General features: G+C 54.2%; 10 protein-coding genes. 8 read left to right on the top strand and 2 right to left on the bottom strand.

Annotation, left to right across the window (positions count from 1 at the left end; translation table 11 throughout):
- Positions 1–350 precede the first annotated feature (350 nt).
- The 7 genes from MHH78_RS23950 (at position 351) to MHH78_RS23920 (ending at position 9880) form a co-directional block, all read left to right on the top strand.
- The gene (locus MHH78_RS23950; protein ID WP_340826861.1) at positions 351–2171 is read left to right on the top strand and encodes a sensor histidine kinase; all 1821 of its coding nucleotides are present in this window, start codon (positions 351–353) and stop codon (positions 2169–2171) included.
- A gap of 2 nt (positions 2172–2173) precedes the next feature.
- The gene (locus tag MHH78_RS23945; protein WP_341169042.1) at positions 2174–3760 is read left to right on the top strand and encodes a response regulator; all 1587 of its coding nucleotides are present in this window, start codon (positions 2174–2176) and stop codon (positions 3758–3760) included.
- Between the two features lie 383 nt (positions 3761–4143).
- Positions 4144–5457, top strand: coding sequence for an ABC transporter substrate-binding protein (locus tag MHH78_RS23940; RefSeq protein ID WP_341169041.1), 1314 nt, complete (start codon positions 4144–4146; stop codon positions 5455–5457).
- 63 nt (positions 5458–5520) lie between these two features.
- Positions 5521–6432 carry a carbohydrate ABC transporter permease gene (locus MHH78_RS23935; RefSeq protein WP_341169040.1) on the top strand — a complete coding sequence of 304 codons (912 nt, stop codon included), beginning with the start codon at positions 5521–5523 and terminating at the stop codon, positions 6430–6432.
- Positions 6433–6443: 11 nt separating this feature from the next.
- Positions 6444–7274 (top strand): carbohydrate ABC transporter permease, encoded by an 831-nt coding sequence (locus MHH78_RS23930; protein ID WP_339313710.1) that lies wholly within the window; start codon positions 6444–6446, stop codon positions 7272–7274.
- 100 nt (positions 7275–7374) lie between these two features.
- Positions 7375–8682: an ABC transporter substrate-binding protein gene (locus MHH78_RS23925; protein ID WP_341169039.1), complete on the top strand. Its 1308-nt coding sequence runs from the start codon at positions 7375–7377 to the stop codon at positions 8680–8682.
- A gap of 79 nt (positions 8683–8761) precedes the next feature.
- Entirely contained in the window at positions 8762–9880 is a 1119-nt protein-coding gene (locus MHH78_RS23920) for a GNAT family N-acetyltransferase (RefSeq protein WP_341169038.1), read from the top strand.
- A gap of 93 nt (positions 9881–9973) precedes the next feature.
- On the opposite strand, the gene MHH78_RS23915 is transcribed toward MHH78_RS23920, so the two are convergent.
- A complete protein-coding gene (locus tag MHH78_RS23915) occupies positions 9974–11581 on the bottom strand; it encodes a response regulator transcription factor (RefSeq protein WP_341169037.1) in 1608 nt (535 codons plus the stop codon).
- On the bottom strand, positions 11571–13370 hold the full coding sequence (locus MHH78_RS23910) for a sensor histidine kinase (RefSeq protein ID WP_341169036.1): 1800 nt from the start codon (positions 13368–13370) through the stop codon (positions 11571–11573). Before MHH78_RS23910 ends, MHH78_RS23915 begins: the two co-directional genes overlap by 11 nt.
- A 250-nt stretch (positions 13371–13620) precedes the next feature.
- On the opposite strand from MHH78_RS23910, the gene MHH78_RS23905 reads away from it, so the two are divergent.
- Positions 13621–14505 (top strand): carbohydrate ABC transporter permease, encoded by an 885-nt coding sequence (locus MHH78_RS23905; RefSeq protein ID WP_083684391.1) that lies wholly within the window; start codon positions 13621–13623, stop codon positions 14503–14505.
- Positions 14506–14511: the final 6 nt, after the last annotated feature.

Genomic DNA, 14511 nt, shown 5'->3' with positions numbered 1-14511 from the left:
CTTATCTCCGCTATCTCTGCATAGGCACCGCAACCTCCCTGTCATTGCTGCTTCGCTTCACCGAGAATGTTAAGTGAATGACCCTTACTATAAAATCAAGCTTTTTTACTGTTTTTGTTCCTTTCTTTACGTCTCTGGGTTCCTGCCTGGAGCGAACAGACAGGGAAGCTGAGGCGGGAGCCATAGAATCCTGCCAGCCCTTTCCCCGTAATCCCCCTACATGTAAAAAAGGGAACGAAAAGAGTAAAAAAAAGACATGCAGAGCAGGGTGGCGGGAAAGCAGCCGGGAGTCTATCATTAAAGGTATTCTACAAAGGTGTTCCACCAACTCTGCCGCCGGAGGTTATGACTTGAAAGCTCCCTTCACCTTGAAGCCCAGTCGCCGTTTTGTGAGCGTGAAGAACAAGATGCTGTTCTTTTTCCTGCTGGCCATTCTGATTCCGGTTGTGATTCTGTTCGTTACCTCCTATATCTCCTCCCAGCAGATGCTTGAACGTAAATATACGGACCTGCTGGCCGATGTGACGAGACAGTCGAATATCCGCATCGAGGAATTCCTGGAGGACACGAAGCAGATTTCGCTCATCGCCAGCTACGGGATTAACAGCTACATCTCAGCCGTCTCGCAGGAGAACTACCCGGTACAGAACTATCTGCACGACAGCTCTGTGACGAACGAACTTCAGGCCACGCAATTGCTGATGAATTACATCACTATGAAGGACCGCGCCATCTCTATCTATGTCTACAATCTGGTGAATGGCAGCGACCTCTATGTGGCCCCGAACAAGCCTGTCGACTATACGTATAACCCCCGTGAGGAGGACTGGTTCACCGAATTCCTGCGTTCTGACGATATTACGCGCGATCTGCCGACCCGGCTGGACCTGCAGACCAAGGCGGACAGCAATTGGACGATTTACAATCTGCGTAAAATCTTCGATATGGAGAACGGCAAGCTGATCGGCGTAATGGCGGTAAGTGTAGACATAGATTTCATCAACCGGCTGAACAAGCGGATGGAGGCAGGCAACCGCTCGGCCTTCACCGTTACCGATGACAGCGGCATGATTATATTCAACAACAATTATAACCTGATCGGCAAGCCGTTCAGGACACTTTTTCCGGTCCGTGAGGAAGAACTTGCCGCAGGTTCAGGCAGGCAGATTGTCCGTGTATCCGGCAAGGACTATATTCTGATCCAGTCGCCATTTGAGGAACATAACTGGAAGACTTATATGTATATGCCCGTGGAAGAGCTCGCGGTGGAAGGCGACATCCTGAAGCGGAATCTGTGGACGATTGCTGTCGTGCTTATCCTGTTCGCCCTGGCCAGCTCGGTGTACATGTCGAATCTGATCACCCGGCCGATCAAGCAGCTGATCCGCAATATGACGCTGGTGGAGCAAGGGAAATTCGATAATCTCCCGGCGGTCCGCTCGAATGATGAGATCGGTGTCATGGCCAGCCGGTTCGAGCAGATGTCCGCTGAACTCAAGCAGCTGGTGGAGCGGATCTACGTGGAGCAGGAGCAGAAGGTCGAGGCTGAAATTCGCGCGTTGCAGGCCCAGATCAGTCCGCATTTCCTGTACAATACGCTTAATTCAGTCAAATGGATCGCCACCATGCAGCAGTCGGAGAAGATTGTTGAGATGACCGGAGCGCTGATCTCTATGCTCCGTTATACTGCCAAGACGGACAATCGGCTGGTGCCGATCCGTGAGGAGCTGGAGCACATCGGCCATTATATAGTCATTCAGAAGGTGCGATATTTCAACCGGATCGAGTTCCATTCGGAAGTGGAGGAGACGCTTGCGGAGCAGGAGATTCCGAAGCTGAGCATCCAGCCGCTGGTCGAGAATGCGATCTTCCACGGAATTGCCGACCAGGAGGACGGGCTGCTGTCTATCGAGGTCCGGCGGGCCGGAAATGCAGAACTCACCATTACGGTCAGAGACAACGGTGCGGGCATAAGCGCTGAGGCGGCAGCGAAGCTGCGCAGCAGACTGGGCGGTGCAGAGGACAGCGGCGGCATCGGCGTTACCAATGTGCATCAGCGGATACGCCGGTTATACGGCGAGCCGTACGGGGTATCGTTCGAGAGCAGTCCGGGGCAGGGTGCGGTATTCGTGATCACAATTCCCATTCGGGACAGGAAGGGGGCCTATTGAGTATGCTGGGTGTGCTTATCGTGGATGACGAGCTGCTGATGCGTATCGGCCTGAAATCGATTATTCAATGGGAAGATGAGGGATTTACGATTCTGGGGGAGGCCGCAAACGGGCGCGAAGCGCTGGAACTGGCCGGGACGCACCGGCCGGATCTGATTATTACGGATATCAAAATGCCGGTGATGGACGGTCTGGAGCTGATCCGGGAGGCCCGGCGGCTGGACATCGGCGGGCAATTCGTCATCCTTAGCTGTCTGGAGGAATTCCAGTATGCGCAGGAGGCGCTCAGGCTCGGGGCGGCGGACTATCTGATCAAGAGCGATATGAAGCCGCAAGAGCTGGTGCATGTGCTGGAGACGGTTAAGAAGCGGGCGGTCCGCCTCTCCGCAGGCAGTTCCTCCGGAATGCCGCCCGGCTCCTACAAGGAGAGCATTGAGCATTTGAAGGAGACACTGTTCAAGGAAGTGCTGAGCGGCTTCAAGGGAGCCGAAGAGGTGCTCGCCCGGCGTGAAGCGCTGCATATCCGCCTGCCGGACGGGCCGATGGTGCTGATGAAGCTGCGGATCAACCGGTTCGACCAGTTGCGGCGCAAGTACGTGGAGCAGGATGAGAAGCTGCTGCGCTATTCGGTGGCGAATATTCTGGAAGAGATCCTGCCCCGCAAGCGGGCGAAGGAGATCATTGTCATGAATTCTGCGGAATATGTGCTGCTGCTCGATCTCGGGGAGGAAGGGCGGATTGTCCGCGCGGAGATCGAGCGCGCCGCCGCCAAGATCCAGGCGGCGATGAAGGATTTCCTGAAGCTGACCCTGTCCATCGGCGTCAGCAGTCCGGCTCCCGGCTTTGGCGGCCTGAAGCGGGCCTATCAGGAGGCGGACATGGCGCTTGACGAGCTGTTCTTCGCCAGCGGGAGCGGCCTGTCCTTCTATGATAAGGCCAGGAGCCGTCAGAGAAGGGGGGAGCGGCTGTTCATCGACAAGCCTTGCATGCGAAAGTTCAGGCAGGATACCGAGAGCGGAAGCGAAGGGGCGCTTGCCTTCCTGAACAGCCTGAAGGATACTATGCTGCTGGAGGGCTGCACGAAGCAGGCGGCGCGTTCGACCTACATCCGGATGCTTGGCGCGATTCTGTCCTGCTTCCCGGCGCTTCCCGAGCCGAATGAAGCCGGGCTTACGGTGTACGAGAGCATTCTCCATGAAGAGAGTCTGGAGGGGCTGCACCAGACCGTCGCCGGTTATCTGGAGCAGTGCAGGGCGCAGATGTCGGAAGGCGAATCCTCCCGGAGCTATGCAGAGCAAGCGAGTGAACTCATCATGCAGCTGTATGCGGAGGATATCTCCCTGCAATCCGTAGCGGACCGGATCAACGTGAACGCCTCCTATCTCAGCAGGGTATTCAAGCAGGAGACCGGCGAGAACTTCGTCAGCTTCCTGACCCGGCTGCGCATGGAGAAGGCCAAGAGCCTGCTCAGGGACAGGAATATCAAGGTCTATGAGGTTGCTGAGCGTGTGGGTTATCCGAATACCGCATATTTCAGCAAGCTGTTCAAGAAGCTGAACAGTATGAGTCCGGAGGAATACCGGGGCTAGAAAAGCAACAGATTAACGGACCTGAGAGACCCTATTCCCAGCAAAACGCCACCTTTTGCGGATTAACGGACTCAGTAGCCCTTATCGTCTCTCTACGAGAGGTTTAGGAGTAGAGATTTCAAGAATAAGCACCATGAGGTCCGTAACTTGCCCATCCAACAGTATAAATCTGCCGCTGTACTAGAATGGCAATTGTCAAAAAAAGAACAGAGTCTGTAAAAGAAGTGCATCCGCTGCGGGTGCACTTTTTGCCGCTTCCGGGGATTGGTCAAAAAAAGGAAATGTTCCGTAAAAAACAGCCATTTCGATACCGTCCGCCTTCGCCTACTATTGGAGGTGCAGCAGATGCAGCATATCCTAAATGGAAGTTGGGGGTAATTCTAGTGAAGAAAAAAAGCTTAGCAACCGTATTGTCCATCCTGCTTGCAGCGGCCACCATGACCGCTTGCGGCAATGGTAACAGCAACAGCAATAACGAGGCGGCTGCACCATCGGCAAGCGCGTCCGCAGAGGCAGCGGCTACACAGCAAGCAAGCGGAGAGAAGGTCCAGCTGACCTACGCGATCTGGGATTCCAATCAAGAGAAGGGTCTGCGGACCATTGCCGATGAATTCGAGAGCAAGAACCCGGACATCAAGGTCGATATCGAGGTGACCGGCTGGTCCGATTATTGGACGATGCTGGAAGCGGGAGCCACCGGCGGCTCGCTGCCGGATGTCTTCTGGATGCATTCCAATGAGATCTACCGCTATGCGAATAACGGCATGCTGCTTGACCTGACAGACCGCATCAGTAAGAGCGAGGACGTCAAGCTGGAGAATTACCCGGAAGGACTGAACCAGATCTATAATCTGGGGGGCAAGCAATATGCGGTTCCGAAGGATTTCGATACCATCGGGCTGTGGTACAACAAGACGCTGTTTGACCAGGCGGGTGTGAAATACCCGGATGAGAACTGGACCTGGGATGATCTTCACAGCGCCGCGAAAGCGCTCACGAAGGATGGGGTATACGGCTTCCTCGCGCCGATGCACAACCAGGAGGGCTATTACAACTTCGTCTATCAGAATGGCGGCACCATTATTACAGCGGACAAGAAGTCAGGCTATGATGATCCGAAGACGATCGAAGCCCTGGATTTCTATATAAGCTTCGTACGTGACGGATTGTCCCCTGAGGTGTACGGAGATGCCGAGCGTGCCGATCTGCTGAAGAACGGCAAGGCGGCGATGGGCCTGTTCGGTTCATGGAACCTGAGCGGCTTCACAGAGAACGAATTCATGGCGAATAATTTCGATGTGGCCGTCCTGCCCAAGAAGGCTGCGCAGGCTTCCATCTATAACGGCCTCGGCAATGCGGTTGATGCCAAGACGAAGCATCCGGAGGAAGCGTGGAAGTTCGTGGAATACTTAAGCTCCAAGACAGGCCAGGAGCGCCAGGCGGAGCTGGGCGTTGCCATCTCGGCGTACAAAGGCGCGGCTGACAAGTGGGTGGATTCGAACAAGACCTTCAACATCAAGGCATTCGTTGACATGGTCAGCTATGGCGTAATCCGCCCGTATTCCAATACAACGGCTGTCTGGGAAGACAAGGCTTATGAAGCGCTGAAGCCGGCGTTCTCCGGCAAGGTGTCCGTAGAGGAAGCAGCCCGTAATGCAGCGAAGGTGATGAATGAGAGTCTCGCGGAAGAGAAATAAGCAAGAGTCATATGCCTGCGGCAGCCTCAGGGCTGCCGCAAGTTTGATAGGAGAGGGAAGCAGATGAATCATACCGTCAAGAGGAAAATTGGAGCCAAAACCTGGAATGAATGGTCCTGGGGCTGGTTCCTGATTGCGCCAACGATGATCGGCCTTATCGTCCTCAACTTCATTCCAATAGTGCAGACCGCTTACCTTAGCTTCTTCAAGAGCGGAGATTTCGGCAAAGGCAATATCTACATCGGAGGGGAGAATTACCGCAAGCTGATTCATGATCCCCAGGTATGGCATGCTGTCGGCAATACACTGCTCTACACCTTGCTGGTCGTTCCTGTCAGCATTGCCATCGCCATGCTGGTGGTCGTCCTGCTGAACGGTAAGCTCGCGGGCCGCTCGCTGTACCGCACGATCTATTTCATTCCGATGGTCGCCGCTCCTGCGGCAGTGACCATGGTATGGCGCTGGATGTATAACCAGCACTATGGCCTCATTAATTACGGGCTGTCCAAGCTGGGCCTTCCGGCCGTCAACTGGACGACGGACCCGAGGGTAGCGATCTTATCCATCGCGGTGATCGGAATCTGGAGTGTCATCGGCTATAATATGGTGCTGCTGCTCGCCGGTCTGCAGGAGATCCCGAAGGACTACTACGAGGCTTCGGATATCGACGGAGCCAGCCGGGTGCGCCAATTTTTCGTGATTACCCTGCCGCTTGTAACGCCAACCCTGTTCTTTGTTGTGGTGACCACGATTATCCAGGCCATGCAAGTGTTCGATGTCATCTATATGATGATCGATGTGAGTAACCCGGCCTATGACCATACAGTATCGCTTGTGTATCTCTTCTATAATAACTCGTTCAAGTACTCGAACAAGGGGTATGGCTCAGCGATTGTAATGGTGTTGCTCGCGCTGATCATGATCATCACCTTCTTCCAGATGCGAGCGCAAAAAAAATGGGTCAACTACATGTAGGAGGCGGCACTATGGCCAAACATAAACAACTTAACCGTATCTTAGCCCACCTTGTGCTGCTCCTGGGAGCAGCCGCGATGATTCTGCCGTTCGTCTGGATGGTGCTGACCTCGTTCAAGTCGGTTACGGAGTCCACCTCGATGAACCCGTTTATCTTTTTCCCCAAGACCTGGCGGGTGGAGAATTATCTGGAGGTATGGCGGCAGAATAATTTTTTGATCCTGTACTGGAATACGTTTGCGATGATGGCGCTCAGGGTGCTGTGCGCGGTGATGTTCAGCGCGATGGCGGCGTATGCTTTTGCCAGACTAAGATTTCCGGGGCGTGACTTCTGCTTCAGTCTGGTGCTGTTCCAGATGATGGTGCCGACCCAGATCTTCATCATCCCGCAATATCTGATGGTCGATGCGCTGGGGATGCGCAATACGATCTTTGCCTTGCTGTTTCCAGGGCTGGTCAGTGCCTTCGGCACCTTCTTATTGAGACAATTCTTCATGGGCCTGCCTAAGGAGCTGGAGGAGGCGGCGAAGATCGACGGCTGCAATATCGGCCAGACCTTCGCCAGAATCATGCTCCCGCTGGTCCGCTCCGGTCTGGTGGCCCTCGGGATATTCACGGCCCTCTTCTCCTTCAAGGACCTGATGTGGCCGATGATCGTCAACACCAGCTCGGACGCGGCGACCCTCTCCTCGGCCCTGGCTAAGATTCAAAGCGCCTTCGCCGTGGACTACCCGGAGCTGATGGCGGCTTCCGTGCTGGCGATTTGGCCGATGCTGCTCATCTACATCCTGTTCCAGCGGCAATTTATCGAAGGGATTGCAACTTCGGGGGGCAAGCTCTGATTGTCCGTTGACTGCAATCTATTGGATCGGTCAGAATATAACGATAGGGCAAGAACGTTACAGAAGCGAACGGAGAATAGATTAAGGAAGGGGAAGCGTCATGAAGAAGTGGAGACCCGGTATTGGGGTCAGCATTGTTCTGCTGCTGTTCATGATTGGCGGCTGTGATACCCGGAGCAGTACAGACGCTTCCCTGCTGTCCGGCGGAGGCGGAGCGGCAGACACCCGCGAACCCGTCATCCTCCGGTACTCCAGCTATCTGCTGGATACGGCGCAAGCAGGCAAAGTGTATTTTGATGCGATTGCCGAATTCGAGAAGCTGTATCCCCATATCCAGATCGATGCAGATTTCATACAGAACAATAATTATACGGCGGGGATTAAGATCAGGCTGCTTGGCGGTGAGCCGATGGATGTATTCGATACGTGGTCGCCCAGCCTGTTCGAGGAATTCCGCGCTCTGCGGAGCGATATGTACCTGGACCTGACCGGAGCCGATTTTCTCAAGGAATTCTACCCGAACTCCCTGCTGCCGGTTACGGTGGGCGGCCGGGTATACGGAGCGCCGGAGGTCATGCACAGTGACGGGCTGCTCTACAACAAAACCTTGTTCGACTCTCTCGGGCTGGAGGTTCCGCGCACCTGGGACGAGTTCCTTGCGCTCTGCGTGAAGCTGAAGCAGGAAGGGCTTATTCCGGTGGCAATGGATGCGGAGTGGTCCACAGCCCAGTTCTTCTGGGGGTCTATCATGTCGGATAACGGGGCGGATGCCGCCTGGACGAAGAAGCTGGAGAGCGGGGAGATCCGGACCCATGATCCGGTGTTCGTGGATGCCATCCAGAAGCACCGGGAGATTATCGACCGGGGGTTCGTGCCGCCGAACTGGAAGAGCCTGAAGCATGAGCAGGCCAAGGATCTGGTCGGCACAGGCCAGGCGGCTATGATTATTACCGGAACCTGGGACATCCCCAGCATCAAGGAGCGGAATCCGGCTCAGGATATCCGCTTCATGATGGTGCCGGGCAGTGTGCGGACGGTGCCGAATATCAATGTCGGCACGTACCGGGTGATCAGCTCGCGGACGGAGCATCCCGAGGAGGCCAAGCAGTTCGTGGCGTTCATGAACGGCAGGGCTACGCAGGAGAAGCTGGCCGCAGGCGCTTTGGCAGTGCCTTCGGTTATCTCGGCCCCGACGGACCGGAGCGATTCGGTCTCGTCCATTGCCGCTGCGGTAACGCGCGAGGACGCCACGCTCTATTGGCCGCATACGGTATCGACCGAGTCGCTCCAGGTGAAGATTCTGGAGGGCGTCAACCAGTATCTTGCCGGACAGCCCTTGGAGACCGCTCTGGCCAATATCCAGCAGGCGATTGATGAGGCTGCGGCCAAGCGGCGGAAATCAGAGTGACCTGAGCAGGAGATGGGAGATGCCTCTAGAATATAGTCAGGTAGGCAGTTGAAAATATAGACTGAAAGGGTAGGAGATAATGGTTAAATACAGAACGGCAGCTCCGCACGAACGCGAGGAATACATAGATTTGGCCAACCTTGCCTTCCGCTTTGATTTTGAGGTCCTGATGCCCAAGGCTTATGACAAAAGTGTAGATTCTTCCGCCATGCATAAGGTTGCTGTGGATGAGCAAGGCAGGCTGCGCGCGCTGGTGGCTGTTTTTCCAGAGTCTCTGACGGTATGTGATCATACGCTGCGCACCGGCTATCTGGGTACGGTATCTGTTCATCCGCGTGCGCGAGGCGAAGGGCATATGAAAGCGCTTATGAACCTGTGGCTTGAAGAGCTGCGGGGTACCTGTGATATGGTTGTATTATATGGACAGCGGCAGAGATATGAGTATTTCGGCTTCACGCTTGGCGGTGTCAAGTTCAAATATACCGTGGCAGAGGCCAATGTGCGCCACAGCTTAAGAGGGGTGGATGACACCGGGATCTCCTTCCGTCCGCTGTTTGAGGTTGAAGGAGGAGCAGAATTTGCGCATAACCTGAACACCTCACGGCTTGCTTATGTTGAACGCAGCTTAGAGCAATTGCCGCTGATTTTCGGTACGCTCTGTCAAAAGGCACTCGGCGTTCTGGATCAGGGCAAGCTGATCGGGTATCTGGTTGTCAACGAAGCGGGCGATGATATAGCTGAATTCGCAGTGGAGAATCCGGACGATATTCTGCGGACAATTAAGGCTTACGTGGCTTACAGCAGAGCCGGGCGAATAACGTTGCACGCGCCGGAATATGACATCCCGCTGAATAAGGCTCTTGGCAGCATTGCCGAAGACTTCGTAATCGAGAATTCGGATATGTATCATATTCTGGATTTCGCCAACATCCTGAAGGCTTACCTTACGCTGAAGTACAAGACCACAGGCATTATCCCGGGAGAATTCTCCGCAGTAATGGACGGACAGCCGGTGACGGCGCGGGTGGACGAAGAGGGCGTGAGCGTCGAGCGGTCTGCCATGCCGGATGCAGTTGTCCTCAGCAAGCAGCAGGCTCAGACGCTTCTGCTTACCCAGCATGGCCGATATATGGCAGTGGATGCACCCGCAGGCTGGTTCCCGCTGCCTCTGTTCTGGTACAAGATTGATAAATACTGAGTAATCATAGTTCTGGATAATCCTAAATAAGACAATGGACAAGCCGGGAGCGGACCCTTAGAGTCTGCTTCCGGCTTATTGTTATACACCAGTCTAGAAGGACTTCCGGAATTCCGCCGGAGTCATGCCGGAGAAGTTACGGAACAGCTTGATGAAGTAGCTGACGTTGTCATAGCCGAGCTGTTCCGCGATCTCCACGATGGTCAGGTTCGTCTGATTCAGGAGATCGCGGGCCTGTTCCATTTTCATTCTGGTCACGTACTCGATGAAGGTCAGCCCGGTCTCCAGACGGAATAACCGGCTGAAATGGGTGGGGTTCAGGCCCAGACGCTTCGCCATCTCCTCCATGCCAACCTTCTCGCTGATATGATTCATTACATACCGTTTGGCTTCGGCTATTTCTTTGCGGACATTCTGCTTCCACATGGAGCTTAGCATGAGTATTTTATCCTTCAGGAATTCCTCCAGCCATTCCATGAGCTGCTCCAGCGTTTCGAATTCCTGGATCGAGCGCTGGAGCCGCTCACTGTTGAAGTTGCTGACGAAATTCTGCATGACGACATATTTCAATTCCAGCTCCATCACCATCTTGAGCAGCCAGCTCTTCACACTCTCCACCGGATATTTCTGGTCCCCGATATACTGCTTGATCTCCCTGACCTTGGCCGCAAGCTGCGAGCTGTTCTCCTGCTGAATGCAGTCCCTTAGCTGCTGAAGGATCTCCGAATAATGCACGAACAGGTCCTCGCCGCTGGTCTGGACAGGCGCATACTTCATAACCGCTCCCTCGGCGGTATAGAAGCGCAGGGCATGGGAATCCAGCAGCGCCTGAATCTGCTTCTTGATATCGATCAGACTTGGAGTAGCCTCCCCATAAAAGAAGGAAATTCCCATCCGCAGATGCAGCTTCGCCATTCTCTGGACATGCCGGAAGTGTTCACGGAACTCCTCATAAAGATTGCGGACGAGGATATGCGGCAAAGGAATGAACAGGATGAACTGCCGTTCCGTCAGCGCGAACTGGATAATGCCGTCTATCTCCAGGAATTCCTGCAGCACATTATCCATCACGAACTGCAGGTTCACCACTCCGCCGAACCGCCTCTCCAGCTCATAGGAGCGCTCCGGGACCGCCAGTACAGGCAGATACGGGGTGCCTGTGTGCAGGCTAATGCCCATCGCTTCGGCTTGTCCGTACCACTCGGCTTCATCCCAGACCGGCTGCTCCACGAACATGCGGATGAACCGGGTCCGGATGGCGGCATGGTTCTGGCTGACCAGCTTCTCCATCTGGAGATAGTGGTTACGGGATTTCAATTTCACCTCCAGCCGGGCCACCGCCTCCGTCAATACGGCAATCACCTGATCGATCTGCAGACTCTCCTTCAATATATATTCGGCCACATTCAGTTTCACAGCCTTCTGGGCATATTCGAATTCCCCGTGGCAGGACAGGATAATCGTCTGCAGCTGAGGGTTCACCTCCCGCGCCTTCTGGATTAGCTCCAGTCCATTCATCGCCGGCATGCCGATATCCGTAAGCAGAATATCCGGCTGATGCAGCTGGCAGGCTTCCCAGGCCTGTCTGCCGTCCGAGCAGCAAGCCGATAATTCAAGGCCGAGGGTGTCCCAGGGAATCGAAGTGCTTAAATACTCCAACACCGGATAATGATCGTCTGCCAGTACTACTTTATAGGTCATGATTATCTGCTCCTATCCGCTTCACGGGCATGATTAACTGTACGGTGGTGCGCTCCCCGTGAATGCTCTCAATGTTCATCTCGAAGCGCTCCCCGTAGATTAGCTTGAGCCGCTGGTAGACGTTGATTAATCCGATGCCGCGAGCGGACTCTGCCACTGGCGTCCCGTCAGCACTCAGGGCACCTAACTCCGCATCCTTCTGCCTGATGTGCTGAAGCAGGGCTGCGAGCGTATGCTCCTCCATTCCCGTGCCGTTATCCTCGATGCTAATGGTTAGCCTGGACTGAACGAGTCCGATGGTGATGACGACCCGCCCTCCGCCCTGCAAGAACCCGTGCTTGTAAGCATTCTCAATAATGGGCTGCAGGATGAACCGCGGCACCGTCTCCAGCAGCAGCTCTTTGTCCACATGCACTGCATATTCCGTAGGGTATCTCATCGTGAACCGCATTAACTCCATATACTGCTTCGTGAAATCAAGCTCACTGGCAATGGAGACGAATTCCTCCCGGCTGGAGAAGCTGGCCCGCAGCATAGCGGAGAGGGAGCCGACGATCGCAGCATTCTCCTCATCCTGCTTCATCAGCAGCTTCAGCCGGATCGAACTAAGCACATTGAATAGAAAATGCGGGTTAATCTGGGCCTGCAGCATCGCAATCTCCGCCTGGCGCTTGAGTTCCTGCTCCGTCTCCACCTGCCTGAGCATCAGCTGTACCCGGTCCAGCATGTTATCGAAGGAGTGCCCCAGGCTGCCGATCTCATCGGCTCCCCGGATGCCCGAGCGCACCATGAGATCCCCGTCCTCCACCCGGCGGGCCGCCTTACCCAGGACAAGCACGGGCTTGGTGAATCTCCGCAGCAGAACCGTCAGCGCGAACAAGAAGCTGACTGCAAATATCGTCTGAATAATCAGGCCGGTCCGGTTAATCCCGTTCAATCTTTCCGTTAGCTGCTCATAGGGAGCGACACTGATGAGTCTCCATCTGGCAAACTTCAGCGGCAGTTCAAGGAGGAGCTGATTCTGCCCCTTGAACTTGACGATGTCAGGGAAGACCAGCTCATCTACAGGCAGCAGTTGATCAAAGCTTGTGCCTATCAGCTCCTGGTTCCGGTTCGACAGAATGTTCTCCTCTTCATCCAGCAGATACACATCCTCTTCCAGTGAAGCAAACCGTTCACGGATCGAAGCCTCACTGCGGCTGACAATCAGGTAAGCGTAGGGAGCGGCCGTCGTTTCTTCTCTTAAGGCACGTGCTGTCATGAAGATATACGGCTGCTCAGCCTGCAGGGAGGTCAGGTAATTGTCTTCTGCTCCCATAAATAAGGTGTCATACGGCGGGAGCTGCTCCAGAGTAGAGAACCAGCCCCGTTTCAGAAATTGCCGGGGATCATAATCATAGAAGGAATAATCGGAATAGGCATGTCCTTCCTTATCCAGCAGAGTGATCCTCAGATCGATGGTGTCTCCGGCCACCTGCTCCAGGCGGCTGGTCAGGGTCCGCGCAGCTACGGGATTGGTCTTGGCATCCTCCAGCAGGGTCTTGATCTCCGGATCGAAATGGACGAAGTTCGACACCGACACCATCTCTTCGAAGATGACATCAATCTGTGACTGGACAATTCTCAGGGACTGCGTGGATTTCTCCAAGGAGTGCTCCCGGATAATCAGCTTGGAATAGACGTTGGTAATATAGAGCATCCCCAGTGCCGGAATTACGAGGCAGGCGATGGAGGTAAGGATTAGCTTTTGCCGGAAGGAGAGCTGACTGAGCCTGTGCTTTTCTTTCATTAATATCCCTCCAGTAGTAGACCTTCACAGACTTATGGTACTTGATTCTGCGGTTCGGCTCATCCAATAAATTTTTCGATTTAGAAAAAATAATGCTATACAAAGTTTTCACCACAGATAAATTCGTTGCATGTGCAATAAAAGTTGCCCTTCTATAATAAAGCTACAAACATAAAAAGAGGTGGATAAAGTGGAGTTTATTACTGAAGAGGGGACGGCAAAACGGTCCGGCAGCCCCGGGATAAGCAAGATGCGCAAGCAATCCTTTTACGACAATATTGCAGGGTATTTATTCATTGCCCCCATGCTCATTCTGACCGTAACGCTGGTAATTATTCCGATTCTTCTATCCGGTGTGATCAGCTTCTCGAACTGGAACTTTGTGTCCGGGCTGGACGGGTTCGGGTTTGTCGGTCTGGATAACTACACCCGGCTGGTGCAGGACGAGTCCTTTCACCGCTCGCTCTACAACAACCTGATCATGATTGCCGTCGTTCCGGTTGCGATGTTCCTGGCGCTGGTGCTGGCGGTGCTGATCAACAAGGCAACGTATTTCAAAACCTTTTTCAAAGTGATCTACTTCATGCCCTTCATCTCGAGCTTCGTGGCCATCGCCCTGCTCTGGAGAGTGCTCTATCACCCGAACAACGGTCCGATCAACGGCTTCCTCAGATCTATAGGGATCGAGCATCCGCCCATGTGGCTGGCTGATCCCAAGTTCGCCCTGATCTCGGTCATGATTATTATGGTGTGGACTTCACTGGGCTTCAACATGGTCATCTATCTGGCGGGCCTTCAGAATATCTCACGGGATCTGTATGAAGCCGCCGATGTGGACGGGGCCTCACCGCTCAGACAATTCTTCAGAATTACACTGCCGATGCTGTCGCCTACGTCCTTCTTCCTGCTTATCACAGGAGTTGTCGGGTCCTTCAAGGTCTTCGATCTCATTATGGTGTTAACCGGCGGCGGCCCGGCAGGCTCAACCTCAGTTATTGTCTACTATCTGTATGAGGTGGCGTTCGTCAATCTGGAGTCGGGCTATGCTTCGGCGATGGGCATTATTCTGCTGATCCTCATCCTGCTGGTGACCTTGTTTCAATGGGTCGGACAAAAGAAATGGGTCAACTACTAGGAGGTA

This window comes from Paenibacillus sp. FSL H3-0333 (assembly GCF_038002805.1).
Classification (GTDB): Bacteria; Bacillota; Bacilli; order Paenibacillales; family Paenibacillaceae; genus Paenibacillus_AQ; species Paenibacillus_AQ silagei.
The sequence above is the reverse complement of the archived record's forward strand: the minus strand, read 5'-3'. Positions and strand labels throughout refer to the sequence as shown.

Coding starts and splice junctions, on each gene's coding strand:
- MHH78_RS23945 (WP_341169042.1), top strand. CDS start 2,174: ATGCTGGGTGTGCTTATCGTGGATGACGAGCTGCTGATGCGTATCGGC.
- MHH78_RS23935 (WP_341169040.1), top strand. CDS start 5,521: ATGAATCATACCGTCAAGAGGAAAATTGGAGCCAAAACCTGGAATGAA.
- MHH78_RS23930 (WP_339313710.1), top strand. CDS start 6,444: ATGGCCAAACATAAACAACTTAACCGTATCTTAGCCCACCTTGTGCTG.
- MHH78_RS23925 (WP_341169039.1), top strand. CDS start 7,375: ATGAAGAAGTGGAGACCCGGTATTGGGGTCAGCATTGTTCTGCTGCTG.
- MHH78_RS23920 (WP_341169038.1), top strand. CDS start 8,762: ATGGTTAAATACAGAACGGCAGCTCCGCACGAACGCGAGGAATACATA.
- MHH78_RS23915 (WP_341169037.1), bottom strand. CDS start 11,581: ATGACCTATAAAGTAGTACTGGCAGACGATCATTATCCGGTGTTGGAG.
- MHH78_RS23910 (WP_341169036.1), bottom strand. CDS start 13,370: ATGAAAGAAAAGCACAGGCTCAGTCAGCTCTCCTTCCGGCAAAAGCTA.
- MHH78_RS23905 (WP_083684391.1), top strand. CDS start 13,621: ATGCGCAAGCAATCCTTTTACGACAATATTGCAGGGTATTTATTCATT.